Raw genomic sequence first — 1027 nt, 5'->3', positions numbered from 1 at the left:
TCTACGAGCCGCACCGAGTAGGCAGCACCCGTCTTCAGCGAGGCATCAATGTAGACCGTCACCCGGTTTTGCGTCGGGTTGGGGCCCACGCTCACCTTGCCCGCAAGCGAGGCAGCGGTGCGGCCCGTAGCGCCGTCGCCCGTCTGTCCGTCGCCCGTCTGCGCTACGCAGTTGCCCACCTGGTAGGTGAAGGTGATGGGCGCGCCCACGCACTTGTTGGCAACCGGGCGTACCGTGATGGTCGTCGACACCGTGCCCGCCGTGGCGTTCACCGTCGTATAGCCCGGCACCGTGCCGGTGCCGCGCGTCAGGCTCAGGCCCGTAGCCGTGGAGGAGCTCGTCCAGTTATAGGTCGCAGACGTGCCCATGTTCCCCGTAAAGGTCACCGGCGCCGTCACCACACCGCGGCAGTACACCTGGTCGCCCGGGTTGGCTACCGTCGGCGTCGGGTTGACGGTGATGCGGTAGCGGATCGGCTTGCCGTCGCAGGTGCTCGTGCCGTTACCCAGCGGCGTCACGTTGATAAAGGCGTACTGTACCGTGGCGCCCGTGTTGGTGGCCGTGAAGCTCGGCAGCGACGTGCCCGTGCCCGAGGCCGCCAGGCCGATGGAGGGGTTGGTGTTGGTCCAGGCATACTGCGTAGCCGTGCCCGTGAAGGGGGTGGCCGGTGCCAGGGCGCCGTTGCAGTACACCGGGTTGGCCGGGTTGACGGGAGCCACCACCGTAGCCTGCGGGTTCACCTGCAGCTGGGTGGAGAACGTACCACCGCAACCGCCTGCCGTGCCCGCCACCGTGTAGGTCACCGTGTAGGTACCGGGCTGCGAGGCGCTGAGCGTCACGTTACCCGTGGCCGGGTTGAGGCTGAGGCCGCCCGGTGTCGAAGAGTAGGTGCCGCCGGAGGTACCGAGGCGATCCACGTAGGCGATACCGATCTGGCAGAAGGGCCCTGCGCCGTAGGAGATCGAGGTGGCCGACTTGTTGACCGTGATGGTGAAGGTGCGGGGCGTACCGGCGCAGCCGTTGTCAT

The 1027-nt window shown here is 67.8% G+C and carries 1 pseudogene; it reads right to left on the bottom strand.

Annotated elements, in window-relative coordinates:
• Window positions 1-1027, bottom strand: a pseudogene (locus ABD937_RS23830) (PKD-like domain-containing protein); the annotation flags it as partial.

Origin of the sequence: Flaviaestuariibacter amylovorans (assembly GCF_039541815.1) — a bacterium.
GTDB lineage: Bacteria > Bacteroidota > Bacteroidia > Chitinophagales > Chitinophagaceae > Flavisolibacter > Flavisolibacter amylovorans.
Note: the sequence above shows the minus strand (reverse complement) of the source record. Positions and strands in the feature narration are given on the sequence as shown.